The 26221-nt window shown below is 53.3% G+C and carries 29 protein-coding genes, 1 tRNA gene, 1 other RNA gene and 1 riboswitch; of the genes, 24 read left to right on the top strand and 7 right to left on the bottom strand.

The annotated features are described in order from the left end of the window. The first annotated feature begins 2 nt into the window (after positions 1 to 2). Positions 3 to 491, top strand: a complete 489-nt coding sequence (locus HYS22_06930) for a tetratricopeptide repeat protein (protein MBI1909886.1) — start codon at positions 3 to 5, stop codon at positions 489 to 491. A 22-nt stretch (positions 492 to 513) separates the two neighbouring features. Here the strand turns inward: HYS22_06930 and HYS22_06935 are convergent, their stop codons facing one another. From HYS22_06935 to HYS22_06960, 6 genes are all read right to left on the bottom strand, one after another. After that, positions 514 to 1017, bottom strand: coding sequence for an energy transducer TonB (locus HYS22_06935; GenBank protein MBI1909887.1), 504 nt, complete (start codon positions 1015 to 1017; stop codon positions 514 to 516). A 9-nt stretch (positions 1018 to 1026) separates the two neighbouring features. Then, positions 1027 to 1554: a hypothetical protein gene (locus tag HYS22_06940; protein MBI1909888.1), complete on the bottom strand. Its 528-nt coding sequence runs from the start codon at positions 1552 to 1554 to the stop codon at positions 1027 to 1029. Between the two features lie 55 nt (positions 1555 to 1609). Next, on the bottom strand, positions 1610 to 2671 hold the full coding sequence (locus HYS22_06945; GenBank protein ID MBI1909889.1) for an Ig-like domain-containing protein: 1062 nt from the start codon (positions 2669 to 2671) through the stop codon (positions 1610 to 1612). Beyond that, the gene (locus tag HYS22_06950; protein ID MBI1909890.1) at positions 2668 to 3828 is read right to left on the bottom strand and encodes a hypothetical protein; all 1161 of its coding nucleotides are present in this window, start codon (positions 3826 to 3828) and stop codon (positions 2668 to 2670) included. The genes HYS22_06945 and HYS22_06950 overlap by 4 nt, the downstream gene beginning before the upstream one ends. A 77-nt stretch (positions 3829 to 3905) precedes the next feature. Continuing rightward, a complete protein-coding gene (locus HYS22_06955; protein MBI1909891.1) occupies positions 3906 to 5876 on the bottom strand; it encodes a TonB-dependent receptor in 1971 nt (656 codons plus the stop codon). Positions 5877 to 5905: 29 nt separating this feature from the next. Then, the gene (locus HYS22_06960) at positions 5906 to 7219 is read right to left on the bottom strand and encodes a hypothetical protein (GenBank protein MBI1909892.1); all 1314 of its coding nucleotides are present in this window, start codon (positions 7217 to 7219) and stop codon (positions 5906 to 5908) included. A 36-nt stretch (positions 7220 to 7255) separates the two neighbouring features. After that, positions 7256 to 7454, bottom strand: a riboswitch (cobalamin riboswitch). Positions 7455 to 7576: 122 nt separating this feature from the next. On the opposite strand from HYS22_06960, the gene HYS22_06965 reads away from it, so the two are divergent. The 4 genes from HYS22_06965 to rpoD are packed head-to-tail and all read left to right on the top strand — an operon-like array spanning position 7577 to position 11906. Further along, positions 7577 to 7777: a 30S ribosomal protein S21 gene (locus HYS22_06965; GenBank protein MBI1909893.1), complete on the top strand. Its 201-nt coding sequence runs from the start codon at positions 7577 to 7579 to the stop codon at positions 7775 to 7777. Between the two features lies 1 nt (position 7778). After that, positions 7779 to 8225, top strand: coding sequence for a GatB/YqeY domain-containing protein (locus HYS22_06970; GenBank protein ID MBI1909894.1), 447 nt, complete (start codon positions 7779 to 7781; stop codon positions 8223 to 8225). Between the two features lie 28 nt (positions 8226 to 8253). Continuing rightward, on the top strand, positions 8254 to 10092 hold the full coding sequence (locus HYS22_06975; protein ID MBI1909895.1) for a DNA primase: 1839 nt from the start codon (positions 8254 to 8256) through the stop codon (positions 10090 to 10092). Continuing rightward, positions 10086 to 11906 carry an RNA polymerase sigma factor RpoD gene (gene rpoD, locus HYS22_06980; protein ID MBI1909896.1) on the top strand — a complete coding sequence of 607 codons (1821 nt, stop codon included), beginning with the start codon at positions 10086 to 10088 and terminating at the stop codon, positions 11904 to 11906. The genes HYS22_06975 and rpoD overlap by 7 nt, the downstream gene beginning before the upstream one ends. A 2-nt stretch (positions 11907 to 11908) precedes the next feature. Here rpoD and HYS22_06985 read toward each other — a convergent pair. Next, positions 11909 to 11980 (bottom strand) — tRNA-Ile (locus HYS22_06985). Positions 11981 to 12040: 60 nt separating this feature from the next. Here HYS22_06985 and HYS22_06990 point away from each other — a divergent pair. The 19 genes from HYS22_06990 to nuoK all read left to right on the top strand — a co-directional run bounded on the left by HYS22_06990 (position 12041) and on the right by nuoK (position 26217). Then, positions 12041 to 12772, top strand: coding sequence for a hypothetical protein (locus tag HYS22_06990; protein MBI1909897.1), 732 nt, complete (start codon positions 12041 to 12043; stop codon positions 12770 to 12772). Between the two features lie 34 nt (positions 12773 to 12806). Continuing rightward, a complete protein-coding gene (locus HYS22_06995; GenBank protein ID MBI1909898.1) occupies positions 12807 to 13118 on the top strand; it encodes a hypothetical protein in 312 nt (103 codons plus the stop codon). Then, positions 13108 to 13524: a ribonuclease HI family protein gene (locus tag HYS22_07000; GenBank protein MBI1909899.1), complete on the top strand. Its 417-nt coding sequence runs from the start codon at positions 13108 to 13110 to the stop codon at positions 13522 to 13524. Before HYS22_06995 ends, HYS22_07000 begins: the two co-directional genes overlap by 11 nt. 15 nt (positions 13525 to 13539) lie before the next feature. Then, positions 13540 to 13877, top strand: an RNA gene (gene rnpB / locus HYS22_07005) — RNase P RNA component class A. A 24-nt stretch (positions 13878 to 13901) separates the two neighbouring features. Then, the gene (locus HYS22_07010; GenBank protein ID MBI1909900.1) at positions 13902 to 15062 is read left to right on the top strand and encodes a thiolase family protein; all 1161 of its coding nucleotides are present in this window, start codon (positions 13902 to 13904) and stop codon (positions 15060 to 15062) included. A gap of 32 nt (positions 15063 to 15094) precedes the next feature. Continuing rightward, the gene (locus tag HYS22_07015) at positions 15095 to 17413 is read left to right on the top strand and encodes a hypothetical protein (GenBank protein MBI1909901.1); all 2319 of its coding nucleotides are present in this window, start codon (positions 15095 to 15097) and stop codon (positions 17411 to 17413) included. A gap of 36 nt (positions 17414 to 17449) precedes the next feature. Continuing rightward, positions 17450 to 18436, top strand: coding sequence for a hypothetical protein (locus tag HYS22_07020; protein ID MBI1909902.1), 987 nt, complete (start codon positions 17450 to 17452; stop codon positions 18434 to 18436). A gap of 39 nt (positions 18437 to 18475) precedes the next feature. Continuing rightward, entirely contained in the window at positions 18476 to 19048 is a 573-nt protein-coding gene (locus HYS22_07025) for a NifU N-terminal domain-containing protein (GenBank protein MBI1909903.1), read from the top strand. Positions 19049 to 19113: 65 nt separating this feature from the next. After that, on the top strand, positions 19114 to 19704 hold the full coding sequence (locus tag HYS22_07030) for a MarC family protein (protein ID MBI1909904.1): 591 nt from the start codon (positions 19114 to 19116) through the stop codon (positions 19702 to 19704). Further along, entirely contained in the window at positions 19701 to 20687 is a 987-nt protein-coding gene (locus HYS22_07035) for a D-2-hydroxyacid dehydrogenase (protein ID MBI1909905.1), read from the top strand. The genes HYS22_07030 and HYS22_07035 overlap by 4 nt, the downstream gene beginning before the upstream one ends. Next, complete coding sequence (locus tag HYS22_07040; GenBank protein ID MBI1909906.1) at positions 20674 to 21129, top strand: DUF1285 domain-containing protein; 456 nt, start codon at positions 20674 to 20676, stop codon at positions 21127 to 21129. The genes HYS22_07035 and HYS22_07040 overlap by 14 nt, the downstream gene beginning before the upstream one ends. Positions 21130 to 21169: 40 nt before the next feature. Next, positions 21170 to 21580, top strand: coding sequence for an NADH-quinone oxidoreductase subunit A (locus HYS22_07045; GenBank protein ID MBI1909907.1), 411 nt, complete (start codon positions 21170 to 21172; stop codon positions 21578 to 21580). Further along, positions 21580 to 22077: an NADH-quinone oxidoreductase subunit B gene (locus HYS22_07050; protein MBI1909908.1), complete on the top strand. Its 498-nt coding sequence runs from the start codon at positions 21580 to 21582 to the stop codon at positions 22075 to 22077. The genes HYS22_07045 and HYS22_07050 overlap by 1 nt, the downstream gene beginning before the upstream one ends. 67 nt (positions 22078 to 22144) lie before the next feature. Continuing rightward, on the top strand, positions 22145 to 22606 hold the full coding sequence (locus tag HYS22_07055) for an NADH-quinone oxidoreductase subunit C (protein MBI1909909.1): 462 nt from the start codon (positions 22145 to 22147) through the stop codon (positions 22604 to 22606). After that, positions 22603 to 23721: an NADH-quinone oxidoreductase subunit D gene (locus HYS22_07060; protein ID MBI1909910.1), complete on the top strand. Its 1119-nt coding sequence runs from the start codon at positions 22603 to 22605 to the stop codon at positions 23719 to 23721. The genes HYS22_07055 and HYS22_07060 overlap by 4 nt, the downstream gene beginning before the upstream one ends. Then, positions 23721 to 24929 carry an NADH-quinone oxidoreductase subunit NuoH gene (gene nuoH / locus HYS22_07065; protein MBI1909911.1) on the top strand — a complete coding sequence of 403 codons (1209 nt, stop codon included), beginning with the start codon at positions 23721 to 23723 and terminating at the stop codon, positions 24927 to 24929. The genes HYS22_07060 and nuoH overlap by 1 nt, the downstream gene beginning before the upstream one ends. Further along, positions 24926 to 25420 carry an NADH-quinone oxidoreductase subunit I gene (locus HYS22_07070; GenBank protein ID MBI1909912.1) on the top strand — a complete coding sequence of 165 codons (495 nt, stop codon included), beginning with the start codon at positions 24926 to 24928 and terminating at the stop codon, positions 25418 to 25420. The genes nuoH and HYS22_07070 overlap by 4 nt, the downstream gene beginning before the upstream one ends. Next, a complete protein-coding gene (locus tag HYS22_07075; GenBank protein ID MBI1909913.1) occupies positions 25417 to 25911 on the top strand; it encodes an NADH-quinone oxidoreductase subunit J in 495 nt (164 codons plus the stop codon). The genes HYS22_07070 and HYS22_07075 overlap by 4 nt, the downstream gene beginning before the upstream one ends. Continuing rightward, complete coding sequence (nuoK, locus tag HYS22_07080; protein ID MBI1909914.1) at positions 25912 to 26217, top strand: NADH-quinone oxidoreductase subunit NuoK; 306 nt, start codon at positions 25912 to 25914, stop codon at positions 26215 to 26217. It abuts the gene before it with no gap. Positions 26218 to 26221 lie beyond the last annotated feature (4 nt).

Raw genomic sequence — 26221 nt, forward strand, 5'->3', positions numbered from 1 at the left:
TCATGGTTCGACAGGCTCACCATGTCCAAGCAGAAAGGGACACCCTGAGCTTGTCGAAGGGTCTAAGATATTTCCTTATTCTCCTCTGTTTTTTCCTGACCGCCTGTCCTCCGGCCGTCAAAAAGAGGCCGGTCCGGCCGACCCCGCCAAAAGTGGTTCCCGCTCCGGTCATTCAAGCGCCGCCACCCGTCCCGGAGCCCTCTCGACCGGAAAGGAACGCCTCCAATGACTTTCTGCTCCAGGGAAAAGAAAAACTGGAGGCCCAGGAGTACCCTGGGGCGATGAATCTCTTCCATGAGGCGATCAATCTGGATCCCTCTAACGGGCCGGCCTATTATTATCTGGCCTGGTCCAAATACCTTTCCGGGGATAACGAGGAGATTCTGGAGATTCTGGATCGGGCCGAGGGGTTGCTTTCCGGCAGGAAAGACTGGTTGCCGGCGATCCATTCCCTGCGCCAGCAGGTCCAGAGCGGTATTCCTCCTCTTTAGCCGGTTTCAAGCGATTCTTTTCTCAGGGAGCCAGGGAGAAACGGATTGCGAGCCTGATCGGTTTCTCGTAGGGGGGAAATGGGGCGGCGCGGCGGATCGTCTCCAACGCTTCTTCATCCAACAGCCGGTATGATGATGATTTTTCAAGGGAGAGGAGGCTCACTTTTCCGGAACGATCGATGGAAAAGCTCACCGAAGTAACCCCTTCCTGGCCCAGTTGCCTGGCTTGGGCCGGGTAGCGTTTGGTCTGTTCGATTTTTTTTCGAATCTCAGCAAGGACCAGGTCAGCTCCATTTTCTTCCCCTGCTCCCGGCGGCAACCGTTCAGGTAACCTGGCTGCGTCAGACAGTCCTCGCCCCCTCCGTGATCCCCCTGAGACCTCAGAACTGTCAGTAGAGGCGATGGTGATAATCTCCACTCCTCCTTTTGCAGGGGAAAGAGGAGAGAAAAGTTGCGAGAGCCCCCAGAGAGAGAGTATCAACAGATGAAGACCGACGGAAAGTGCCAAGAAAAGCCGGCTTTTCACGGGCAAGCCTTAAGAAGCAACCGACAGAGGTTCTTTCAAAATATTGAATTTTCGCTCAGCGAGGGCAAAACCACCAAAGAGGAGCGTGACATAAAGGGCATCCCCGACGAGGGTATTCGGAAAGAACGGGATGGCGGCGATGTAACAGGCGGTGAGCCCGGCTACCGTCTTGGGGTAGATCGGTTGAAAGGCCCAGACCCCAAAATTGGTAACGATGAAAAATAAAATGGAACTGGCCAGAGTCGATCCGGCTACCGGGAGCCACTTTCTTTGGTCTTTCAGCCGGAAACCAAGCCCCAAGACAAGAAGATAGGCCAGGTAGACGACGGGGAGATCCGGGTAGAAACCGATCAGGAGATCACTGAGAAGGAGCGCCCCAAAAGTGACCAGGAGGGCTGTTCTCTTTTTGTCAAAACAGGCGCCGCCAAAAAGGGCGACCGCCACAATCGGCGCAAAATTGGCTGGATGGGGGATGAGTCGCGTCAAGGCAACGGCAAAAACCATTCCTACCAGGACAAGAAATCGGTTCATCTTCATAAAACCTCCTGACTCGAAGCTTACCCTCTACTGGGATACGGTTAAAATCGCAATGCTATTTTTTAATGCCATTCACCACCGCCACCGCATCCAGATCAAACCCCAAAACTCCCGAAGAGACGCTGTCGCTACAATGGGCCGGGTCGTTGTAAAAGGCACAGCCGTTAATATCGACGATCCGGATGAAACGGGCCTGGCAGAGGCCGATATCGGCAAGATCATAGGCATCCCCACCGGCCACCGTCGGGTCGGTCGGGCTGATGTTGTTTCTGTCCGGATTGGCGTAGACCGGTTGACCGCCGGCGCATCCTTTAAAATCAGGAAAGGTGGGAGAACAGGGGAAAGGGTGCCAGTCGTTCCCGTCGGCCGAGGCGAAAACCTGAGCCGGTTCAAAAAAACCGGAAAATGAATTTTCAAAAACGACAAAATCGGGGCCGGGGCCGTCCACCGGAACAAAATCGGTAAATTCTAAAATGATTTCGCCGCCAAGACCGAGAGAGAAGACATCAAAACCGCCTGGGGCATTGCCGGCACCGTGTGGAGGGCCGAGGACGATCTCCGGCAGGAGTTCCTCATGGAATCCCCCTTTCCGGCCGATGCTGTAGGAAACCAGACGATCGGCAAAAGGGGCCGTCTCGTCCGGCGGTTCCTCCGGTGGCAGGCAGTTATTGATCGGCACTGTATTCGGGAGAGAGGCTGATCCGGAAACGGAAACCGATTGGGGGAGAATCGTGATTCCGGTTTTTCCCCGGATCTCTTCTTTCCCTTCTACCCAGGCAGTTACTTCAGCGGTTCCTGTTTGAAGGGCATGGATCACACCGGTCTCTCCCACCTCGACAATGGCTGGATCGGAAGAGATCCAGAGAATTTTTTCTTTAAAAGTATTGAGAGGGTTGGTGAACTGTTTTTGGACCTTGGGGACAACCTGGTCACCGCTAAACCGAAGCTCAGCGGTCAGCGGATACGCCTTTTCCTCCTCCAGGGTCACTGCCGAGGGTTGGATTGTAATCGTCTCCAAACTCTTCCAGGGACCGGGATCAAAAAGAGACGGTTCCGTTGCGCCATTGCCGCAGGCGGTGAAAAAAAGAATCAGGAGGTGACAAAGGTTTTTTTTCATGGGCGGTTAAAAAAGGTGATGGCGACCGGCGGTGGACCGACTGAAATCGGTCCCGCCACCGGAGCCTCGGTTTCGGCATCCAGGAGGAAAACCCCCCCGTTCGCCGGATCGCTGTCTCCCACAATCAGGAGATCGCCCAAAAGGGCGATATCCGGGATGTAAGCGGCACTTTGATAAACTGTCTTGAAGGGTGCGGCGGGTCCGGCATCCGGATCAAACCGGACAACACTTGTTTCAAAGCGATTGCCGTCACGATAACTCCCGACAACGACATACCCCACTTTTGTGTTTAATTCGATATCGGCCGGTGCCCCGCCGAGCTGGTTGTCTGATATCAGGATGCCGCGTGAATTCAAGGATTGTGTATCCACAACCTCGATCCCCCCATAAGGACTTGTATTGTTGAAAAAATCGGCAAGGGAGACAAAAATCTTTTTACGAGAGGGGGAGTATTTTATGTCGAAAGGATTGCGACCGGAAAGACGGATTACCTTTTCCACTTTACCGGTTGTAGGATTGATCACAAGAATTTTCCCTTCCGTTGTCACCTTAAAATCCTCGGCGAGGTCTTGAATAGAGACAAACAGTTTCCCATTGATCCACAAAATACGGTCGGCCCGGGCGAGCGGTTCTCCATCGGAGTCGGCGTAAGGGGTGAGGTCGATCGTTTGAGTGATTATTCCCGTTTGTGGGTTGACAACCAGAAGGTCGTCGACGGTGAACGTTGAATTGTTCGCCTCCGGTTCGTAGAGGGTGATGTAGGCGGTGGTTGGATTGAGGACCAGAATGTCGTGCGGATCCGTCCCGCGGCCGACCGAAAATTGAGAAATTGTTTTGTACCCCTGTTTTGGGTCGACCACCTGAATATTATCCTGTCCCTTCCGGTTGACGATATAAAGGAGGTTGTTAAAAGAGCGGACGACCGCATCCGTGTGGGTGGTTCCCAGATTTGGACTCACCTGGGGAGTCTCTTCGAGTGTGAGTGTTGCATAGGTCCCGATCGTTTGGAAATCGGATCCCAGGACAAAGGCGGTGTTCCCCTGCGGGTTGTTGACGTCGGCCGAAAAAATCGGGTTGGGAGAGTCGCTCGGCGTGGGGGCGGGACCTGTCTCTTCGGTGACTGACCCGCAACCAGCGATGGAGGAAAGGAAAAACAAAATAAGAACTAACGCCCCCCGGCCCCCTCTTACACTAAGAGGGGGGGATTGATGGACATGGTGAGCCCGTCGAACCATCAATTTTTCATCTCCAATTTTCCAAAAAATCCCCTTCCCGGGAGGGGAAATCCAACAATATCAACCGTCTGGTCGTTCAAGACGTTTTTCACCTCGAACGCCGCTGAAAAATATTTAAGAAAACGGGCCTCTGTTCCGACATTCCAAAATATCCGGTGGTTTACCTTACGGATATTTTGCGTATCCAGGAAGTTGGCATCGATAAAATTCAGGTCAGAAAAAAAACGGGCCCAGTGCCATTGATAATCAGTCTTTGCCGATAATTCATGGATCGGTCTCCCCGGCAGGAGGAGGTCCTGGGTGGCTGGATTCCCGCTGACATCCTTGGCCTGTTCATAGGTATAATTGAGAGTGAGGGTCAGCGGCCGGATCGGTTTTATTTGAGCGACCAACTCCATCCCCTGAATCCTGGCCCTTCCCAGATTTTGGGCCTGGACGGTGTATTGGGATGTTTGCAACATCTGGATCAGATCGCGGATCTCGTTTTGAAAATAGGAGATCTCAAAGTGCCATCTTTCTTTTGTCCACAAGAGGCCAAGGTCGAAGTTGACCGATTTTTCAGGCTGGAGGTCCGGGTTGCCGACAAAAAAACCGCGGTCCCCGAACAATTCCGAAAAACTGGGGGCGCGGTAAGAACGGCCGCCATTGGCCTTGAAGGCAAGACCTGAGGAAAAGGGTGTGCCACCCGAGGGTGGTTCACCCAAGGGTGAAGCACCCAGCGACAGTTTGACCCCCAGTTTTCCGCCGAGGAGGTGGAGATTATTTTCGTTATTGAAAATATTTTCCATCCGGAAGGAGGGAAGAAGCGTCAGTTGTCCATTCAAAAGCCGGATTTCATCCTCGACAACCAACCCGATACTATCCCTCCGGCTGGAAGCGTCAGAACCGGGGGTGCTCTGCCTGTTTTCCGGGAGGAACTGTTCCCCTTGATAAGAGAGGGTGTTCATCGCCTTGTGATGATTGCCGAGTGGAATCATTGCCCTGGTTTTCAGACCGTAGAGAAAACTGTCATCGTCGTTATCCTGCCGGCCGAGACCGATCTCCCCCTGGGGATCGGAAAATTGGCTCTTGGTGTAACCGAAGGAAGGGATGAAAGAGAGGGCCAGGGGTGTGCCACCCAGGGGGGAATCAAAGAGGTTTTCTTGGGTTAATTCCAATTGCGTCAGCGACCTCGTCGTGGCGAGACTAGCGGTTTCCGAGGTGAGGGTGCCGAGACCCGGGACCCCCCTGTCTTCCCGGAAAAAATTTTCGTGAATCTGGAGATGCCAACCGTGACCCAAACTACCGTTCCAGTGGGTCAGAAAGGAATGACGGTTGAAGCTGTTGTTTTTTCGGGAGCGGGTCTGGTCATCCGAGGCATTGAAGGGGGTTCCGTTATCATCCAGAAATTGAAAGTCGCCATCACTGTGCTGAAAATGATACCCGGCCGAACTACCCCAGGAGCCAACAGGGATCGCCCCAAAAACGCCTGCACCCGCACTGTTCCAGGATCCGTAAGAACTGTCGAAGGCCCATTGTGGCTTCTGATGAAACCGTTTGGTGGTGATGGCGACGACTCCGCCGATCGCCGAGGTTTCATAAAAACTGGGGGTCTGACCGCGGTAGATTTCAATTTTTTCAATTTGTGAAAGGGGGATGCTTGCGATGTTCACCGCTCCCCCTTGCGCCGCATTGATCGGGACCCCGTCCAGGTAAATTTGCACCTGCTCTGAAGTGGAGCCGCGGATCGAGAGGGTGGCAAAATCATCGAGCCCGCCATAACGCCGGACCTGCAGGCCGACTTCTTCGCTGAGAACCTCCGGCAGGGTGAGGGTCCTTCCTTCTAGATCGCGGGAGGTTAGGACATTGGAGAAGGCCGCCCCGTCGAGGCGGCCTTCCCGTTGTTTGTCCGTGACCTGGATCTCCCCAAGATCCCCTAATTCACGACCCTCCAAGGGTGATTCACCCAAGGGAGTGACGAGTGTCGTCATCAGGACTCCGATTAAAAACGCACCCGTTTTCACTGTTCATAGGTGGCGATGGAGGCGGGTGGCAGTCCTCCGGCTAGCTTGTCGTGGAGGACAGCCCCATTCGGACCGATCAGGAGAACGCCGGGAAATCCCGGATCGCGGTCTCCCACAAGCAACCCGGAGACCCTCTCCACCCATTCGGTATCCTGAATGGAGCCGGCGCTTTCATAAACGGCGGTGGCGCCGCCGATCGGGTTGAGAGGAAAACGAAAGATGCGCGAACGATAGGCACTGGTGACCGGATCAATGAAACTGGCGGTGACAAAACCGGAATTAGAGGAGGTCTCAATATCCCCCGGTGCTCCCCCCAGGTCACGGTCGTCAATGGCGATCCCTTGAGAGATCCCGGAGGCGATCGAGACCGCCTCGACCCCGCCGAGAGAATCGTCCGGATTAAAGGTTCCGGCATTTCCAACCAGGACCTGATCCGCTGTGGCGGCCAGGGTGAAAGGATTGGCCCCCGTCAGCGGGGTCACCTGGTCGACCCTGTCGGTTGTGGTGTCGATCCAGACCAGTTTGCCGTTTTTATCGGCGGTAAAACCGTTCAAGTCTTGCAAGGCAACAACGGCAAAGCCTCTCCCCCGTCTTTCGACATAAACCATCGCCGCCGCCTCGGCGGGAGAACCGTTTTCGGCATAAGAGGAAAGATCAATTCTTGTCGTGATCTCACCGGAACGGGGGTTCATGACAAGCAGGTCACCCGGTTCGGTTGGGTTATAAAGGGAGACATAGGCCTTTTCGCCGGAAAAAATCAGAACATCCTGCGGGTTGGTCCCTTCTCCCATCGGGTATTCTGTGGATTGACCGGTTTGGAGATCCACGCACTGGACAGTGTCTCGCCCCAGACGATTGACCACGCAGAGCGGAAGCCCACCAGCCACCGAGCTTCTGATAACCGCATCACTGTGTGTCGGAAAGGTGGGGGAATCCTGATAGACAAAGGGTGATTCACCCAGACCTCCCAACTCCAGAAGCCGGAGCGTCCCGGCCGGGTTTGTGAAATCGGCCTCCAGAACGGCAGCGTACGGCTTTTTGGAAACCGGCGTGCCTGGTCCAGCATCTTTTCCTTCGGTTGGACCCCCGTCGGTCCCGTGAGGACCATCGACAACGACATCGACGGATCCTTCGTCATTGGTACACCCGGCCGCCATAAGGGCAATCGCACACCCCCCGACGGCTCCTTTCCAGGCACCTGCACCGGTACCAACACCGGGCCAAACAACGGTCCCGGCACCTGCACCGAGAATACCCCCGATGACACCGCCGGCACCACACACGACTGTTGCTTTGAGTCCTTCGGACATCTGATCCTCCCTCTCTCCGCGGAGAGCTAATAAAAAGGTTAGTGAATGCAAAAGGTAAGGTTTCCTGACTTGGGGCTCCCCCGAGCGCCGGCTTGCCTTCCCATCCGCCGGAGGCGGACAGTGACTGACGCCGTGACTCTACAAACCCCTTACAGTGGCGGGACCGTGCCGGACTTTCACCGGCTTCCCTCCACCCCTTGCGCTGGAAAAGAACAACCTGCAAGAAGCGCCCTACCAAGAAGGAGGAAAGGTTGTCAAGCTTCTCAGAGGATACATAAGAAAAATGGGCAGGTTTTTTCCATTTGACATTATAGAACAAATTCCATAGCTTCCGCAGGCTTTAAAGGGGAAAGACCGGTGACATTTATCAAATTAAAAGAAGGGGAGTCTTTCGAGTCCGCCGTTCGGCGTTTCAAAAAATCCTGTGAGAAGGCCGGGATCCTCTCCGAGCTTCGGAAACGGGAACATTACGAAAAGCCGTCGGTCAAGAAGAAAAAGAAAAAGATTGCCGCCCGGAAGAGGGCACTCAAGAAGGGCATCCGAAGAGAGGTTTTCTAAAGTGGGAATCAAAGGGGCCTTGGGGGAAGCGCTGAAGGAATCACTGAAGGCGCGCGATCAGGTCCGGCTGGATACCATCCGGATGGCGGTTGCTGCCATCAAAAACAAGGAAATTGATAAAAGGGGGGAGCTCACCGAACCCGAGGCGGTTCAGGTGGTGGCAACCCTTGTAAAGCAGAGGAGGGAGTCGATTGCTGAATTTAGCAAGGGGGGGCGGCAGGACCTGGTGGATAAAGAGACGCGCGAGTTGGGGATCCTCCTTGCGTTTTTACCCCCGTCGTTACCTGCGGAAGAGGTTGAAGGGCGGGTGAAAAAAAAGATAGCCGAGCTGGGCGCCAAAGATGTCAAGGATATGGGCCGGGTGATGAAGGCGCTCCGTGAAGAATTGGCCGGTCAGGTGGATGGGCAGTTGCTGAGCGATACGGTTCGAAAATTACTAGCGGGGTGAGTCTTTGGGGTTAGTCTCCGAAGAGCAATTGCAAGAGATTAAATCACGGGCCGATATTGTGGCCCTCGTTGGTGAATCGATCCCTTTAAAAAAATCGGGGGGCAACTGGAAAGGGCTCTGTCCCTTTCATGGGGAGAAGACCCCCTCCTTCATGGTGAGTTCCCCAAAGCAGATCTATCACTGTTTCGGGTGCGGCGAAGGAGGGAATATCATCAACTTCCTGATGAAGTTTGAAGGCTTAAGCTTCCTGGAGGCGGTGGAAAAGCTGGCGGCCCGGGTCGGGGTCCGTTTGGTGAAGGGTGGTCCACCCAAGGGTGGTTCACCCAAGAGTCAGGATTCTCGAAGAGGGCCTCCCGCCGAAGAAAAAGAGGAACTGGCCAAACTCAACCGTCTCGCGGCCCGGTACTATTACCAGAATCTCCAACACCCGGAGGTGGGGAAAAAAGGGCGTGCCTATCTTGAAGCTCGCGGGATTTCCCCTGAAACGATCAAAAAATTCGGTTTGGGACTGGCACTCCCCCTCTTTCAGGGGCTCTTTTCCACTCTGGAATCACAAAAAGTGAATCTGGGGATGGCGGAAAAACTGGGGCTGGTTCGCCGGAGTGAGGGGCGCTCTTATGATTTTTTCAGGGATCGTCTGATTTTTCCAATCATCGCCCCGAGTGGCCGTGTCATCGGCTTTGGGGGGAGGACCCTTTCCAACGATCCGGATCAGGCCAAGTATATCAACTCTGTCGACTCGCCTCTTTATAATAAAGGGGAATCACTCTTCGGCCTCAATCTGGCCAAATCGGCGATTCGTGTCAGGGATTCGATCATCCTGGTGGAGGGGTATCTGGACCAGATCTGTCTCTTCCAGCATGGTTTTGAAAATGTCGTGGCCCCACTCGGGACCGCGTTGACGGAGGCCCAAGTCCGGTATCTCTCGCGATTCTCGGAAAACTTTCTCCTCCTCTTTGATGGGGACGAGGCGGGGGAGAAGGCGAGGGAACGGGCGTTACCTATTCTTCTCAAACTGGGGCTTCCGGCCAAGACAATTGCCCTGCCGCCGAAAGAGGACCCGGACAGCCTCCTCCGGAAGGAAGGACAGGAGGCCTTTGCCAAGCGGCTGGAGAAGGCGGTTCCCCTCTTTGAATATTTTATGGAAAAAGTAACCCGCTCTTTGGAGCGATCGCCGCAGGGGAAATCCCAAGCGGTCCAGACCCTTTTGCCGAATCTTTCCTTGCTGACCGGAGAAATTGAAAAAAACCTTTATATTCAGAAGCTTGCATCGTTTCTCCATCTGGAGGAATCCCTCCTTTATAAGGAGATCGACCGGTTCCAAAAAAAGGGAGCAACTTTTGCCCCCCGAGCGACCGATGTTAGTGGGGCCGTTGGGTCGGGGGAACCACTGGCGGTGGGAAACTTGCCTCCCCTCGAGAGGATGATCCTGCAACTGGTGCTTTCTGAAACTCCGGTTCCTGCTTCTGTCTTTACGGGGATTGAGGAGTCTGATTTCTCGAACCGTCTGCTCCAGGAACTTTGGCAGAGGGTCCGGAAGATCGCTCTGGCCGAAGAAGGTGATTTGTCCGTGAAGGTCACCACTCTTCTGGACGAGCTGGAGGAGGACGAATTAAGGCAGTTGGCGGTTTCACTCGCGATGGAGAGCCCGCTTTTGGAAGAAGAGATTGTTCCGGCCTTGAAGGATTGCGAAAGACAGGTCCACCGGCGCCGCTTTCAGAAGGAGCTCCAGATTTTGACACAGGAGATCCGGTTGGCCGAGGATAAAAAGGATGAGAAAAGACTGACGGAACTGATTCTTTTAAAAAATAAATTGCTTCAGGACAAAGTTTTGATAGGTGAAGAAAGGACGAGGGCCTCGTGGTGACAACAGAAAAGAAAGAGATCAAGGAAGTTCAACAACTAATCCATCTTGGCAAAGAACGGGGGTTCCTGACCTATGAGGAGGTCAATGACGCCCTGCCGGATGATCTCGTTTCGCCCGAACAGATTGACGGCGTTCTTTCGATGTTCGACGAAATGGATATTGAAATCGTCGATGACGAGGAAGGGGCCAAACTTTTAAAGAAAAAACCGGTGGCGGCTGGTGGTGCCTCTGCGAGCACCGAAGAAAAAGGGGCGGCTTCCTCTGAGGAAGAGGAAGAAGAAACGCCAGTCGTGGATGTGGAAGTGGTGGTCGATGACACCGGTGGAAAGTCGACCGATCCGGTTCGACTCTACCTTCGCAAAATGGGGGCTGTTCCGCTCCTGACACGTGAGGGGGAAGTCGAGATCGCCAAGAGGATCGAACAGGGGGAGGATGAAGTTATTCGAATCCTTCTCGGCACCCGATTCGGGATGCAGCGGTTTGTGGAGATGGGGGATCATCTGGGCAAGAACAAAATCCGCGTGGCGGAGATTGTTAAAGATTTTGATGACATTGAAGAAGGAGAAGGGCTGGATGAATCAGAATACCGCCTGAAGGTCCTCAAGCTGATGAGCAAGGTACGCAATTCAGCCAAGGAATTGAAAGGGTTTCAATCGAAGGCGGGCAACCTCAGACTCCGCGAAGAAAACAGAAAGAAAGCCGAGGAGCAGGCACGAGGCGTCCGGGAAGGAATTCTTGAGGCGATCAAGGAAATGCGTCTCAACAAGAGGACGATCGACCAGTTGATTGAAAGACTGGACGGTTTTATCAGCCAGATTGAGGAGCAGGAAAGAGTTCTGTCCAGTGGCCGGCGGAAGCTCCAGGTGGAACCGGAAGAGATGAAAAAACTCTTCAAGGATTTCAAACGAAGCCGGTATATGGAAAGAAAAATTGCGGCCTCGCTCAAGATGGAACGAGAGGAGATTTTGCAGATTGCCGAGATGATCCGTCAGGCTGAGCGGAGGATCAGTGAGGTGGCTAGAGAATTCGGGGCGCCGGTCGAAGAGATCCGGAAGGCCTACAAGGATATCCGCAAAGCGGAAAATTTTGCCGAAGGGGCCAAGAGTGAACTGGTTGAGGCCAATCTTCGCCTGGTGGTTAGCATTGCCAAGAAATATACTAATCGAGGCTTGCAGTTTTTGGACCTGATCCAGGAGGGAAATATCGGGCTCATGAAGGCGGTTGATAAGTTTGAGTACAAACGGGGGTATAAATTTTCCACCTATGCGACTTGGTGGATCCGTCAGGCGATTACCCGGGCGATTGCCGACCAGGCCCGGACGATCCGGATTCCCGTCCATATGATCGAAACGATCAACAAGCTGGTCCGAACCTCCCGTTATCTGGTTCAGGAGTTCGGCCGGGAGCCGACGCCGGAAGAGATTGCCGAAAAGATGGAACTCCCTCTGGAAAAGGTGCGCAAGGTTTTAAGGATTGCCAAAGAACCGATTTCACTGGAGACCCCGATTGGCGAGGAGGAGGATAGTCATTTGGGTGATTTTATTGAGGACAAGACGATCCCGACGCCGGGGGAGGCGGTGGTCAATCTGAACCTTTCGGAACAGACGCAGAGGGTTCTTGCCACGCTGACGCCACGTGAAGAGAAGGTCCTTCGGATGCGATTTGGTATCGGGGAGAGATCGGATCACACCCTGGAAGAGGTGGGCAAGAATTTTTCGGTAACCCGTGAACGAATCCGTCAGATTGAAGCCAAGGCGCTTCGGAAACTGCGGCATCCGTCACGGAGCAAGCGGTTGCGGAGTTTTGTGGACTAGTATGGGCCCGGTAGGACTCGAACCTACAACGGCCCGGTTATGAGCCGGGGGCTCTACCATTGAGCTACAGGCCCGCAAAAGCTGGATTATAGGAGAGCTCTTTTGTTTTCGCAACGGTGATTTCAGGAGGACCCTTGGCTGGACTACGAGAGCAGTTAGACAGAATTTTCAAATTAAGCCGCTTTGACCAGGAATGCCGGCAGTTTCAAGAGCGCCAAGCGCTACTCCCTGGTTTGCGGGAAGAGATAGAATCAGGATGGATTCTCCTCCAGAAGAATCTGGAAGAGAAAAAGGGGATCCTGGTCTCTGTTGAAAAGGAGAGAAGGGACAAAGAGATGGATCTCCGGGTTTCCCAGGAATCCTTGAAAAAAAGGGAGACGAGGGTCAATGAGATCAAAACTAACAAAGAATACCAGGCGGCTCTCAAAGAGGTGTCCCAAGGGAAGAAAGAAAACAAGGAGATGGAAGATCACCTCCTGAAACTGATGGGACAGATCGAGGAATTGACCAAAGAGGTAAGCGTGCTTGAAGAACAATACCGGTCTTCAGAGGCCTCTCATCGGGATAAGTATCAGGCCTTGGTCCAGGAGGAGGAGGAGCTAGGCCGAAAATTGGGGGAACTCTCCATGGTCCGGAACGGTTTGCTGGATGGGATTGGGCCGTCACTGATAGTCCAGTATGAGAAGGTTCGGAAGATCAGGAGCGACCCTTTGGCCCTTGTTGAGGGAGGGACCTGTCTGGGGTGTCATATGCATGTTCCTCCCCAGCTCTTTAACCAGATCTTGAGACAACAGGCTATTTATACTTGCCCTAGTTGTCACCGGATCCTCTCTATTAAGGAGAAGGAAGGTCTTGCAGGGGTTTGAAGGAATTGGTATCATTAGCGGCAAAACGGAGGAAATGATGAAAATAAATGCCCTTCCCAAAGAAGTTGTTGCGGAGCTGTTAAATTTTATCGCGGATACAGAGCCGTTTGAGGAAACAGGAAAAATCCTTGGCGATTCCGTGGAAATCGGCGATCTCCGCCGGGCCTTGAGGGAGATTGGGCAGGCCCTCCGTCGGGAGGCGGCTTCCGAAAAAGAGAAGAATCTCCCCTTTGATTCCAAATCGAACGGTTACCTCTCACCCGAGGCGGAACGTCTCCTCTCCTGCCTCACCCCGCGCGAGGAGAGGATCGTTTTAAAAACCTTTGGCTTCCTTGATAAAGGGTAGAAATTCCGATTCCTATCAGCTTTATACCGATGGTGCGGCTCGTGGTAACCCTGGTCCGGCCGGGGCCGGGGCCTATATCTGCCGTCCCGACGGGGACGTTGTGGCGGAGATCGCGCTGTATCTGGGGGAGACAACCAATAATGTGGCTGAGTATCAGGCGCTCCTTGCCGGACTCCGGCGGTTAGTGGAACTGAAGGCCCGGGAGGTTTGTATCTTTGCCGATTCGCAGTTGATGGTCCGGCAGATCGAGGGGCAGTATCGGGTGAAGCACCCCAACCTGAAACCGCTGTTTGAGGAGGCGCTTGCACTCTTGAAAAAGATCCCGCATTATACTATCGGCCATATCGACCGGGAACAGAACTTTGAGGCCGACCGGTTGGCGAATCAGGCGATTGACGAAAGGTAAGCTCTTTTAAAATTAGGAGTGGGTCGGATCATCGCTCCCGCGATAAGCGGGGGAGGAAAGTCCGGACACCAAGGGCAGGGTGCAGGCTAACGGCCTGGCGGAGCAATCCGACGGAAAGTGCCACAGAGACGAGTCTTCCGCTTATGGCGGAAGGGTGAAACGCGGTAAACCCCACCCGGTGCAAGGCCAAATAGGTCTCTCCTTTCAACGAGTCCGGTTGAGTTCCCGCCAAAAGTGGGACGGAGGGATGGGTCGGCTGCTAGAGGCCCTCAGTAATGGGGGTCCTAAGAGAAATGATGATCGCCCCGCCTCAAGGCGGGGGACAGGATCCGGCTTACAGACCCACTCCTTTTTTCTTTTTATCAAAGGGGGAAATTATGAATGACGCCGTTATTGTCTCAGCCGTCCGGAGTCCGATGGGAAGGGCAGGCAAGGGGCTTCTCACCAACCTGCGTATCGATGACCTGGGGGCCCTCGTGGTGAAAGAGGCGCTCCATCGGGTCCCGCAAATCAAGACAGACGAAATTGAAGATGTCATCTTCGGTTGTGCGATGCCGGAGGGGGAGCAGGGGATGAATGTGGCCCGCAATATCAGCCTTCTGGCCGGCATTCCATTCGGAGCGGCGGCGTTGACCCTCAACCGGTTTTGCGCCTCCGGTTTGCAAGCGATCAACCTTGCCGCACTCAATATCATGACCGGTAACGGGGAGGTTTTTGTGGCGGGGGGGATCGAATCCATGAGCCATGTCCCGATGGGGGGGTTTAATCCAAGTCTCAATGAAAAACTGATGAAGGAAGGGGCGCCGCAGGCCTATATCTCGATGGGGATGACGGCCGAAAATGTCGCCAAAAAATACCAGATCTCCCGGGAAGATCAGGACCGTTTTGCCATCGCCTCCCACCAGAAGGCGGTCAAGGCCCACAAGGAAGGCAAATTTAAAAACGAGATGATTCCGGTGGAGATTGTTCTGCCGGATGGAAAAAAAGTTATTCTGGATCGTGACGAAAACCCGCGTGAGGATACGGCGCTTGAAAAATTGGCGAGCCTTAAAGCCGCCTTTCTGGAAGGAGGTTCCGTTACCGCCGGCAATTCTTCGCCGTTGACCGATGGCGCCGCCGCAGTCGTTATCATGAATGGCGAGTTGGCCAAAAAAAAGGGGCTCAAGCCCCTTGCCAGGATTCGGGCGATGGCGATGGCTGGTTGTGACCCGGCTTACATGGGAATGGGGCCGGTCCCGGCGGTGCAAAAAGTTTTAAAGCGGGCCGGGATGAAACTCTCCGATATTGAGATCATTGAGATCAATGAGGCGTTTGCGGCCCAGTCGCTCGCGGTCCTTCGCGAACTCAATGCCGATTTCAACAAGGTAAACCCGCATGGGGGGGCGATCGCCTTGGGGCACCCGCTGGGATGCTCCGGCGCCCGGATCATGGCGACGTTGATCAATGACCTCATCACTTTTAACAAGACGATCGGTTTGGAGACGATGTGCATCGGTGGGGGTCAAGGGGCTGCGACGGTGATTGAGAGGTTGTTGTGATCAAAAAAGTAGCGGTCCTTGGTTCTGGAATCATGGGTTCCGGCATCGCCGGGCATCTGGCTGGCGCCGGGATCCCTTCTCTCCTGCTCGACATTGTTCCCAAAGATTTGGCCCCTGGCGAATCCCGCAACAAACTGGCCCTGAAGGGGCTTGAACTGTTGGCAGTCTCAAAGCCTTCCCTTATCTATTCAAAATCAGACCTGAAGCAGGTTACTCCCGGCAATTTTGAGGATGATTGGCAAAAACTTTCCGAATGCGACTGGATCATCGAGGTGGTTGTTGAAAAACTGGAGATCAAAAAAGAGGTTTTCGGCCGTATCGAAAAAACCATGCGGCCCGGGACAATAGTGAGTTCGAACACCTCCGGCCTTTCCCTGAAGGCGATGAGCGAGGGAAGGGGCAAGGAGTTCAAGAAAAATTTTGTGATCACCCATTTTTTTAATCCGGTTCGTTACATGAAGCTCGTTGAACTGGTAACCGCACCGGAGACCGATCCGGAGACCGCCAAAACAATCCGCCGCTTTTTGGAGGATATTTTAGGAAAAGGGGTGGTGATCGCCAAAGACACCCCCAATTTTGTCGCCAACCGGATCGGTGTCTATGGCTGGTTTGCCGCCTTGAACGAAGTTTTGCAGAACAATTACAAGGTGGAAGAGGTGGATAAAATTTTAGGTTCGGCGGTCGGTCGCCCCAAAAGCGCCATGTTTCGAACGACCGATATGGTTGGATTGGATACCCTCGTCCATGTCGGCCGGCATACCTATGAAAATTGTGTTTCGGATGAGAAGAGGGAAGTCTTCAAAATGCCGGCGGTGATCGAGAAAATGGTTGAAAAAAGGCTTTTGGGGGAAAAAACGGGGCAGGGGTTTTATAAAAAGGTGAAAAAACAGGACGGTTCTTCAGAAATTTTGTCTCTCGATCTTCAAACACTGGAATATCGGCCGCAGGAAAAAGTCCGGTACGATTCGTTGGGGGCGATCAAAAATATTGAGGAGCTGGATGAAAAATTTAAAACCCTTGTCGGGAGTGAAGATCGCGCGGGGCAACTGGCCTGGCGCTCGACACGGGATGTTCTGATTTACGCCGCCAACCGGATTCCGGAGATTGCCGATGACATCGGGAACATTGATAACGCGATGAAATGGGGTTTCAACTGGGAGCTCGGCCCGTTTGAGACCTGGGACCTTTTGGGGGTCGCCGCAACCGCTGAACGGATCAAAAAAGAAGGACTTCCGGTCCCCAAGATTATCGAGCAGGTTCTACAAAAGGGGGAGGGACGATTCTACAAAAAGGAAGGGAGCGGGAATCTTTACTTTGATGCAGCGTCACTTTCTTACAAGCCTGTCCCGGAACGGGTGGGGGTTGTCCTCCTTTCATCGCTTAAGGAGCAGAAGAGGGTAGTCAAGGCGGGGGCCTCGGCCTCATTGATCGACATCGGAGACGGGGTTTTTTGTGTCGAGTTTCACTCCAAGATGAACGCGATCGATGATGATATCATCGGGATGCTCAATTTCGGTCTGGATACGGTGGAAAAGAGCGGTATCGGGCTTGTGGTGACCAACGAGGCGGTGAACTTTTCGGTTGGTGCCAATCTCCTCCTGATGTTCATGGAGGCACAAAACAAAAACTGGGCGGGGATTGAAAAGGTAGTCTGCGATTTTCAGAATGTGAATCTGCGGATGAAGTATGCCAAAAAACCGGTGGTGGTGGCTCCGTTTGGACTGACATTGGGAGGGGGTTGTGAGGTCGCTCTCGGTGGGGTTCGGGTCCGGGCGCATGCAGAACTCTACATCGGGCTTGTCGAGGTCGGCGTTGGTCTGATCCCGGCCGGTGGTGGTTGCAAGGAGATGGTTTTACGGTGCGAGAAAAAAGCGGCCCATGGACCGTTTCCAAAGGTGCAAAAGGCGTTTGAGACGATCGCCTTTGCCAAGGTTTCAACATCGGCCAAGGAGGCGGTCAGTCTCGGTTACCTCACCTCGGAGGACCAGATCTCTCTTTCCCGTGAGAGACTCACGGCGGATGCGAAAGCGGATGTTCTGGAGATGGCAAAAGGGTACCAGCCTGGCAAACCGCGTGAAGATATCCTTGTTCCGGGGCGTGGTGGGGAGATGGCGGTCCTGTCAGCGATTCAAGGGTTTCGCAATCAGGGACTGATTACGGAGCATGATGGCTTTATCGCCGGTAAACTGGCCCGGATCCTGACTGCCGGGGATCAGGCCAATCTGACCCGTGTCTCCGAACAGCATCTTTTAGATCTTGAACGAGAGGCGTTTCTTTCTCTGATTGGCACCGAAAAGTCCCAGGCCCGGATGCAAACAATGCTGATGACCGGCAAACCGCTCCGAAATTGAGGCAACTTTCTTGGTTCCGGTGCCGATGCCCCCATTGTGGGAGCTGCCCCTTCTATTCCGGAGAGGATTCAGGTTTCGCGGGAGGCCTTTACCTTTTTACAAAAGGCCTTGGATTGGCTTTCTCAAGAAGATCCCCAAAAAGAGGCGTTAGAGGCGATCCTTGAGGACCGATATATTGATTCGAAAGATCTCCCCCGTCCCGAGGATCCTCTCTTTCACTTCAAGCAGAGGTTTTACGTGGCGGCCTATCATTATGCCCAAGCCTCCGGGGCCCGCGACGTCTTGGAAGAGGGTGATTCACTGGATACGCTGGTCCGGCAGACTTTCTCAGACTCTCCTCGCTTCTTTCCCCATCTTGTCTCTATCCACGAAGACTTTTCCAGAATTCATATTGGTGGAGGCCGTGCCTTGTTTGTTGTCCATGCCCAGAGACAGTTTGATACCTCGATGGCGATACGGGATTCCGTTGGTGCTCTGGTCAATCAGATGAGGCGGGAAGGGGTTCCTTATGTGTATGTTTATGCCCCTCCTCCCCGCACCGGTACCGAACTGTTCGATTATTACCTTTTACAGCCTTATGCCCCTTATGTTATCGAATCCGGAGGAGGTTGGCATCATGTTGATCTTGAAGCCGCCGATCAAGAAATCCATTTCGCTGGCGGTTTCCCGGATGATTGTCTGGCAAAGGCTGTCCAAGCTTCCATCGCTAAATTTCAAACACGGCCCGGGGCACGATCTCTGGAGATCACTTTGCATACCGAGGCGATCTACACCACAAAGGAGTATCCCAAGACAATCCCTTTCAGTCGCTACCTTGAAGACTCTCTTGTTGTTCCAGCATTTGAGGGTGTCTTAAGAGAACAACTGACAAACCGGGAATGGCAGGGAAGGCCGGTCTGGATCGAGATCAATCTGAGGGGACCGGTTATCCAGGGGGGATATTCCTACAACGCCTGCCTGGCCTCAAAAGATGAACTTCCCGCCGATATCCCCCGTGTGAAGATCCGTCTGGTCTCTCCATGATCCCTTGACTCCTTCCCACTGTTAGGGGAAGAACCGGACATGGCCAGGATTTTGAAGATTATTGAGGAGGCTGAGGACCCAAACCGGATCCGGCTGGTTCTCAATGAGGAACTTCCCGTTTCTGAGCCCCAGTCCTTCTATAGTCGGGAGGAAGCCAACTCCGATCCTTACGCCGCACCGCTCTTTGATATTATCGGCCTTCAGGCGGTAACCTATTTTGGGAAAGAATTCATCCTGGTCAAAAGTCCCGGAACCCCCTGGAAGTTGATTGTCGCCCCCGCCTGCAATATCATCAACACGCGGGTCGGATCGGTAGGATCGTCCGCCCTGGAAGAAAAGAGGGTGAAAGAAAAAGAACGGGAGAATGCCGTCAGTTTTGAGATGATGAAACCGGAGGAGCGTCTTTTTCGAATTAAAGAAGTTCTTCAAGAACGGATCACTTCACTTCAAGAAAAAGGGATTTTATTGGAAGTCCTCCAGCTCCGGTATAAGGTCTTGATGGTTCGTTACGAAGGGCCGGAGGAAAAGGCAGACCAGACTTTAAAAGAGATGACCCAGCTTCTCAGACACAAAGTAAGCCCGCTCATTGCCGTCCGAAGGAGCCTGCCCTGAGCGATCCGCCCCAGGCGGAGAGTCGAAGGGTTGACAATCCATAGGCTCCCCACTAGGTTGGCCCCATGGCTGATCTTTTTCACAATTTCTGGCTGACCTTCATCCCGCTCTTTGTGGCGATGGGGATTATTGAAAATGTGCCTATTTTTTTGACCCTGACGGAAAATTTCGATAAATCGGGAAAACACCGGATCGTGCGACAATCGATGATTACAGCGGCTGTGATCATCGTGGGGTTCGTTTTTATCGGGAATTGGGTTCTGCGTATGTTGGGGATCACGATTGCCGATTTTACTGCGGCCGGCGGACTTTTGCTCCTTGTTATTTCGATCAAGACCCTGGTGGAAGATGAATCTCTGTCACGTTCGCCGGAGACCGCTGGCGTTGTTCCTCTTGGGACGCCGCTGATCGCGGGGCCTGCCATTCTGACCGTTTCCCTTCTGCTCGTTAATCTTTACGGACTCTTTCTGACCCTCTTTTCCTGTCTCCTCTGTATTCTCTTGCAGGCGGTTTCCTTCTATCGGGCCGATTGGCTGGGAAAGATTTTGGGAAAAGGGGGTTCCAAGGCCTTTGCCAAGATTGGGGCGATTGTTCTTGCGGCCATTGCGGTAATGCTGATCCGGCGTGGCGTTCTGGAAATTGTGCAGACTCTATGACGGGATTCAACAAGCTCGTTCTGATTGATTGCTGGAACGAGTTTTCCGCGGTCAGCCCTTCCCTGACAAAAAGGCTCCGGAGACTCGCTCGAAACGTTCTCTTTTACCGAACTATTGAACAGGATCCCCAAAAAGTCATCCGTCACCTGCAGGGGGCCGATGCGGTTTTTCTCGGGTGGACCTCCCTGACACGGGAAATTTTAATGGCTTCCTCTTCGCTCCGGTACGTTGGTGTGGTCGCCACCGGTTTTAATATGGTGGATATCCGGGCGGCGAAAGAAGAGGGGATTACCGTGACGAATGTCCCCTCCTATTCCACCAACACGGTGGCCGAATTTCTCTTCGGGCAGTTGATCACATTCCTGCGCCGCTCCATCGCCGCTGAAAAATCACTTCGCCCAAGCGAGCACTCCCTCCCGGGTCGTTTCTGGGAAAAGATGATGTTTATGGGGAGTGAATTGGAGGGAAGAACCCTTGGCATTATTGGACTGGGCCAGATCGGCCAGAGGGTGGCGGAGATTGCAAAAGTTTTCAAGATGAAGATTGTTTACTGGAATCGGCACCGCAAAAAAAACTGGGAGAAAAAAGGGGTTCGTTATCTCCCTTTCAAGAAACTCCTGAAAGAGGGCGACGTCATCTCCCTCCATGTTGCCCTGAATGACGAGACACGCGGCCTGATCGGGGCCAAAGAATTTTCCCTCATGAAGAAAAACGCGATCCTGATCAACTTTGCCCGCGGGGCCATTGTTGAAAAAAAGGCGCTTCTTTCCGTACTCCAGCGGCGGCGGATTGCCGGGGCGATCATCGATGTCTATGAAAAGGAGCCACCGGACCCCAAAGACCCGCTTTTGAAGGCGCCGAACAGTTTTCTTTCTCCCCATATCGCCTGGCTGACGTGGGAATCGAATGAAAGGATGTTCACGATTGCGGTGGAGAACGCGGAGGCGTTTCTTCGAGGACGACCCAAGAATGTCGTTTCCTAGAATCTATCATTACTCCATCGATGAAGAAGGGGGGGTCTGGCACGAGGGGGCGCTGGTGGATGAACCGGCCGTCCTCAGCCTCTTTTTCAAAAATATCAAACCAACAAACGATGGCCGTTTTGTCGCCTTCTGTCAGGGGGAGACCTGTTACTTTAAGGCGGCCGATACCGCTTTAGTAATTCAAGAAGTAGAGATTCTAAAAAAGAAAAAAATGATTGAAGCCATCACCCTCTTTTTTCAAGGATCGGTTTCAGAAAAATTGGATCCTTCAACCCTCTTTGTCGGCCCCAAAAATGTTTTTTATTGCCGTGTTCGGGGCGGGACCATGACCGCCCGGTTTAACCGGAAGAGTTATCTTGAATTGGCCCGGGAGATCAGACAAGACAAAAAAAACGGCAGTTTTTTTCTGGAGGTCAAAGGGCAAAAACAAGTGATCCGATAGCTTGACAGAACGGTTTTGGCCGGTGTAAAAATACCCGCTTATGTTATTCCAGTTTGGGAATGTCTTGGTCTTTATCCTGCTCGCGGTCGGGTTTGTGTTGGCGAGTCTCCTGATCGGGAGCCTTATCCGTCCCTCGGTCCCGTCCACCATGAAGCAGAGTTCCTATGAGTGCGGTGAGGAACCGGTCGGTTCGGCCTGGGTTAATTTTAATATCCGTTTTTACATTATTGCCCTGCTCTTTATTATCTTTGATGTGGAGATCGCCTTCATGTTCCCTGTCGGTGTTGTCTTCAAACAGTGGGTGGCCGAAGGGAAGGGGCTGACCGCCCTTGTGGAGATCCTGATCTTCTCCTTGATCCTCCTCTTTGGCCTCGCCTATGTCTGGATCAAGGGGGATCTGGAGTGGGTGAAGAAAATAGGAAAGGGTGATTCACCCAAGGAAAGTGGATAATGTTGACACTCAAAAACCAACTGCCGGCTAATGTGATTACCACCAAAGTCGATGACCTGCTGAACTGGGGGCGTGCCTCGTCGCTTTGGTATCTCCTGTTTGGACTCGCCTGCTGTGCGATCGAGATGATGCAGACCGGGGGGCCAAAGACCGACCTTGAACGGTTTGGTTCGGTCTTTCGGGCGACGCCGCGCCAGTCGGACCTGATTATTGTCGCCGGGACACTGACCTACAAGATGGCGCTCCGGACGAAACTTCTCTATGAACAGATGCCGGAACCGAAGTACGTTATTTCCATGGGGAGCTGTGCCAACTGCGGGGGACTGTTCCAGCCCGCTTATTCAGTTGTGAAAGGGGTGGATAAGATTATCCCGGTTGACATTTACATCCCCGGTTGCCCTCCCCGTCCGGAGGCGTTGACGGAAGGGTTGATCCGGCTCCAGGAGAAAATCAGGCGGGAGAAATTTTTGGTCCGTCATCAACCGGTAGCGGCTTAAAATAAAGGAACCCATGAACATTGAGGATATCTTCAGAGAGTTGCAATTGCAGTTCCCCGGTGTCGCCATGGAGTTAGTCAACGCCAGACTTCCGGCCGCTCCGGGAGAATTGGGAGGGGACTCTTTCCTTGTTGTCCCGGCGGAAAAGATTGTTCCGGTCTGCGAGCTTTTGAAAATTTCCGACATCTTTTATTTCGATTGTCTCTCCGATTTGACCGGGGTGGACTGGAAAGACCATTTAGAAGTTATTTACCACCTTTTTTCCTACCGGCACCGGCATCACCTTGAGATTAAGGTAAAACTGCCGGTGGAAAAACCACAGGTCCCAACAGTGGAATCCGTTTGGAAGGTGGCCAATTGGCTGGAGCGGGAGGTCTACGACCTTTTGGGAATAAATTTTGAGGGGCATAGCGACCTCCGGCGGATCATGCTTCCCGACGATTGGGTTGGGCATCCTTTGAGAAAGGATTATAAGGAAGAGGAAGATTACCACGGGATCACGACAACGAGGCCATCGTTATTGCAATGACTGAACTGAAGACACAGGAAATGACCTTAAACATGGGACCGCAGCACCCGAGTACCCATGGGGTGATCCGGTTTATCGTCAAGACCGATGGTGAGGTGATGGATGTGGCGATCCCGGATGTCGGTTACCTGCATCGTTCCATCGAAAAAATCTCCGAAGGGGTTACCTACAACGGCTTCATGCCCTGGACCGATCGTGTCGATTACTTGGCCGCGATGAATTGCAATGTGGCTTATGCGATGGCGGTCGAGAAACTGGCCGGGATCCAGCCGACGAAGCGGGCAGAGTACTTAAGGGTCATTGCCCAGGAATTGAATCGGATTATCTCCCATCTCCTCGCGATCGGTTCTCTGGCGATGGATGTCGGGGCCTACACCCCGTTCTTGCACACCTTGAGGGAACGGGAGGCGATCAATGATTTGATGGAATCCCTCTGCGGCCAGCGGTTGACCTACAACTACGCCCGGATCGGCGGTGTGATCTACGACCTCCCTGACGGTTTTGTGGAAAAGACGCTCCCCGTTTTGGACCGTGTGGAGAGGTCGCTCAATGAATTTGACCGGTTGGTGACGGGAAACAAGATTTTTCTCAAACGATTGGGAGGGATTGGGGTCATCTCACGCGAAGAGGCGATCAATTATAATCTAGTCGGGCCGAACCTGCGTGGCTCTGGTGTCAACTGGGACCTGCGCCGGGATGAACCGTACTCTGTTTACCCTGAATTGGAGTTTGAGGTCCCGGTCGGGACAGGGGAGGCGGGCCTCTTGGGGGACTGTTTTGACCGGTACATGGTTCGTGTCAAAGAGATCCTTCAGTCCTGCCGTCTGGTCCGGCAATGTTTCGAGAAAATGCCGGCGGGGGATTTTATGGTGAAGGTTCCGAAGAAGGTTCGTCCCCCCAAGGGAGAGATCTATGTCCGCCTGGAGAGTACGCGGGGGGATATGGGGGTCTACCTCGTCTCCGACGGTTCGGACAAGCCGTACCGGGTGAGGTTCCGCACCAGTTCCTTCACCGCGATGAGCATCATTGACAAGGTTTCTCATGGGATGATGATTGCCGACCTGATTGCGTTGATTGCGAGCCTGGATGTGGTCGCGCCGGAGATTGACCGATAATGCAAAACCTGGCCAACCTTCTGATCGCCAAATATGCCTTGCTTCAAACAATCCCCGCAGAATTTGTCTATGTTGGCATCCAGATTCTTTTTGGCCTGGTCCTTTTGCTCCTCTTTGTTGCGCCATTTGCCGGGATTACCTCCTGGGTGGAACGGCGGATTGCCGCCCGGATGATGGACCGGATCGGGCCGAACCGTGTTGGCCCGGTCGGTTTTCTTCAATGGCTGGCTGACGGGCTCAAATCGATCCTCAAGGAAGACCTGATCCCGGCCAAGGCGGATGGCCCGCTCTTTCGGATGGCCCCGTATCTTGTCTTTACCGGGATGTTCTCTGCCTTTGTCTCGATCCCGTTTTCAAGTGCGCTCATCATTGCCGATTTGAACGTCGGGATCTTTTATATCCTCGCAGTGACCTCGCTTGTTGTTGTTGGGATCCTGATGTGCGGTTGGGCCTCGAACAATAAATATTCCCTTCTGGGGGGGATGCGTTCGGCGGCGCAGATTGTTTCTTACGAAATCCCTTCCGGTTTGGGGATTTTAACGGTTGTCCTTCTGGCCGGTTCCCTTTCGATGCAAGAGATCATCAAGGCCCAAGGGGCCGCCCCCTGGAACTGGTTTTTGTTCAACAACCCGTTTTCGATGATCGCTTTCTTCATCCTTTTTATTTCGTCCCTCGCCGAAGGGAACCGGACGCCGTTTGATATTCCGGAGGCTGAGTCCGAAATTGTCTCCGGCTACAATACGGAATATTCCGGAATGCGCTTCCTCTTTTTCTTTTTTGCCGAATGGGCCAATCTTTATCTGATTGCGGCGATCGCCGTGACCTTGTTTATGGGGGGGTGGCAGATTCCTCAAGTCTTGAGACACTGGGCCCTTGGGATTAACCCGTGGCTCCCTCCCCTTTTTGAACTGATCACCTTTGTCGCCAAATCACTGGCGGTTGTTTTTGTGATCATCTGGATCCGCTGGACCCTGCCGCGGGTTCGTGTCGATCAACTGATGGCCCTTTGCTGGAAGTACTTGACCCCGATCGGTTTTGTCTGTGTGCTGGGGACTGCGGTCTGGATGGTCCTTCTGCCGCAGGGCTCTCTGTTTACCCGGTATTTTTTATTAAGTCTGGCCCTTGTCACACTCCTCTACTTTTTCTGGCGGGTCTACTACCAACTTCGTTATTCAAACGTGGCGCTGGATTTTAGGCCATTACTATGACGCAATATTTTAAAAATATCAGTGATTCGGTCACCTCCATTTTTGAGGGGATGAGTGTCACCTTTTCCCATCTCTTCCGAAAGCCGGTCACGATCCAATACCCCGACCGGATCCCCAAACCATTGAAGGAAACCTTGCCGGAACGGTTCCGTGGATTTCTCAAGGTGGATATGGAGATCTGCACCGCCTGTCTCGCCTGTATGACCGATTGCCCGATCGACTGTATCCTGATCGAAACCCAGAAAGATGAGGCGACGAAACAACGGGTCCTGACAAAGTTTGATATCGATGAGGCCAAATGCATGTATTGCGGCCTCTGCACCGAGCCCTGCCCGACCGGGGCGATCCATTTTACCCGCGAATTTGAAAAGGCGACGGAGAGTCTTGATGAACTGGTTTTCCGCTTCGTCCCCGAAGGGACGACGATCGTCCCGTACAAGGCTCCGAAGAAAGATAAGGAAGAGGCGACGACGGAAGGGGTGAGCGTATGATCGGCCTTGTCCTCTTTGGGGCCTTTGCCTTTTTTGTGGTGGTCGGTGCCGCGGTGGTCAGTTTTTCGCGGAACATCGTCCATTCCGGCTTTGCCCTGATGGGGAGTTTTTTTGGCGTCGCCGCCTTTTACCTCATGCTCTCTTCCGATTTTGTGGCCGTGACTCAAGTTCTGATTTATGTCGGCGGCATCCTTGTCCTTGTCCTCTTTGCCGTGATGCTGACAAACAAAATTGAGGATGTGACGGTGAGCAATCAATCGATCAATAAAATAATCGGGGCGGTCCTCTGCGGCACACTCCTGATTTATCTTTTAAACCTGTCCGGTTCTGCCGGCTGGGTGGTGCAGGACGGGGAAAAATTTGATTCGATGGTTGTGCCGATCGGGAACGCCTTGCTCACCGGTTATCTTCTTCCGTTTGAAGTGATTTCGATCGCACTGTTGGCCGCATTGTTGGGGGCGGTTGTCTTGGTGCGAAGGGAGGTTCGATAGATGCCGATACTCCAACATTACCTGACGATAACGGCGATCCTCTTCTGCCTCGGTCTTTATAACGTGATTACCCGGAAGAGTGCGGTTGGCTTGCTGATCGGTGTTGAACTGATCCTTAACGCCGCCGCCCTGAATTTTGTCGTCTTTGCGCATTTCAACGGGAATGATCTGGCCGGCTCTCTCTTTGCGATCTTCATCATCATCCTCGCGGCGGCCGAGGCGGCAGTCGCCCTGGCGATCGTCGTCGCCATTTTTCAACAATACCGGGACATCGATACCACGCAGACAACCTTGCTGAAAGGGTAGTCAA

This window comes from Deltaproteobacteria bacterium, from assembly GCA_016177765.1.
Taxonomy (GTDB): domain Bacteria; phylum UBA10199; class UBA10199; order JACPAL01; family JACOUP01; genus JACOUP01.

What these genes read in the sequence shown, in the direction of transcription:
- HYS22_07060 (MBI1909910.1), top strand. Translation starts at nt 22,603, where the DNA reads ATGACTGAACTGAAGACACAGGAAATGACCTTAAACATGGGACCGCAG.
- HYS22_07040 (MBI1909906.1), top strand. Translation starts at nt 20,674, where the DNA reads ATGTCGTTTCCTAGAATCTATCATTACTCCATCGATGAAGAAGGGGGG.
- HYS22_06945 (MBI1909889.1), bottom strand. Translation starts at nt 2,671, where the DNA reads ATGAAAAAAAACCTTTGTCACCTCCTGATTCTTTTTTTCACCGCCTGC.
- HYS22_06995 (MBI1909898.1), top strand. Translation starts at nt 12,807, where the DNA reads ATGATGAAAATAAATGCCCTTCCCAAAGAAGTTGTTGCGGAGCTGTTA.
- HYS22_06930 (MBI1909886.1), top strand. Translation starts at nt 3, where the DNA reads ATGGTTCGACAGGCTCACCATGTCCAAGCAGAAAGGGACACCCTGAGC.
- HYS22_07025 (MBI1909903.1), top strand. Translation starts at nt 18,476, where the DNA reads ATGGCCAGGATTTTGAAGATTATTGAGGAGGCTGAGGACCCAAACCGG.
- HYS22_07010 (MBI1909900.1), top strand. Translation starts at nt 13,902, where the DNA reads ATGAATGACGCCGTTATTGTCTCAGCCGTCCGGAGTCCGATGGGAAGG.
- HYS22_07070 (MBI1909912.1), top strand. Translation starts at nt 24,926, where the DNA reads ATGACGCAATATTTTAAAAATATCAGTGATTCGGTCACCTCCATTTTT.
- HYS22_06955 (MBI1909891.1), bottom strand. Translation starts at nt 5,876, where the DNA reads ATGACGACACTCGTCACTCCCTTGGGTGAATCACCCTTGGAGGGTCGT.
- HYS22_07030 (MBI1909904.1), top strand. Translation starts at nt 19,114, where the DNA reads ATGGCTGATCTTTTTCACAATTTCTGGCTGACCTTCATCCCGCTCTTT.
- HYS22_07055 (MBI1909909.1), top strand. Translation starts at nt 22,145, where the DNA reads ATGGAGTTAGTCAACGCCAGACTTCCGGCCGCTCCGGGAGAATTGGGA.
- HYS22_07075 (MBI1909913.1), top strand. Translation starts at nt 25,417, where the DNA reads ATGATCGGCCTTGTCCTCTTTGGGGCCTTTGCCTTTTTTGTGGTGGTC.
- HYS22_07035 (MBI1909905.1), top strand. Translation starts at nt 19,701, where the DNA reads ATGACGGGATTCAACAAGCTCGTTCTGATTGATTGCTGGAACGAGTTT.
- HYS22_07050 (MBI1909908.1), top strand. Translation starts at nt 21,580, where the DNA reads ATGTTGACACTCAAAAACCAACTGCCGGCTAATGTGATTACCACCAAA.
- HYS22_07015 (MBI1909901.1), top strand. Translation starts at nt 15,095, where the DNA reads ATGGGTTCCGGCATCGCCGGGCATCTGGCTGGCGCCGGGATCCCTTCT.
- nuoK (MBI1909914.1), top strand. Translation starts at nt 25,912, where the DNA reads ATGCCGATACTCCAACATTACCTGACGATAACGGCGATCCTCTTCTGC.
- HYS22_06940 (MBI1909888.1), bottom strand. Translation starts at nt 1,554, where the DNA reads ATGAAGATGAACCGATTTCTTGTCCTGGTAGGAATGGTTTTTGCCGTT.
- nuoH (MBI1909911.1), top strand. Translation starts at nt 23,721, where the DNA reads ATGCAAAACCTGGCCAACCTTCTGATCGCCAAATATGCCTTGCTTCAA.
- HYS22_07045 (MBI1909907.1), top strand. Translation starts at nt 21,170, where the DNA reads ATGTTATTCCAGTTTGGGAATGTCTTGGTCTTTATCCTGCTCGCGGTC.
- HYS22_06960 (MBI1909892.1), bottom strand. Translation starts at nt 7,219, where the DNA reads ATGTCCGAAGGACTCAAAGCAACAGTCGTGTGTGGTGCCGGCGGTGTC.